The following is a 257-nucleotide window of genomic DNA, read 5'->3' as shown; positions in this document are numbered from 1 at the left end:
CCGGAACACATCGCCGTTTCGGTCAACCTTTCGGCGCGGGATCTGCGCGATGCCGACATCCTTTCAGTGGTTGCCGAGGCGCTTGCCCATTCCGGCCTCGCCGCGGCACGACTGCATCTCGAAGTCACCGAGAGCTGCCTGATCGACGAGCCGGCGGCGGTGCGCGCCATCCTGGCGGAGCTCAGGTCCCGCGGCATCACCATTGCGATCGACGATTTCGGCACCGGCTTCTCCAGCCTCAGTTATCTCGACACGCT

General features: G+C 65.0%; 1 protein-coding gene. It reads left to right on the top strand.

From position 1 onward, the window contains the following. Nucleotides 1-257, top strand: a 257-nt coding sequence (locus EOD29_RS33100; RefSeq protein WP_164764014.1) for an EAL domain-containing protein, incomplete at both ends; no start/stop codon positions are given.

This window comes from Mesorhizobium sp. M1A.T.Ca.IN.004.03.1.1 (assembly GCF_003997555.1).
Lineage (GTDB): Bacteria > Pseudomonadota > Alphaproteobacteria > Rhizobiales > Rhizobiaceae > Mesorhizobium.
This window is presented reverse-complemented; position numbering and strand designations above follow the sequence as displayed.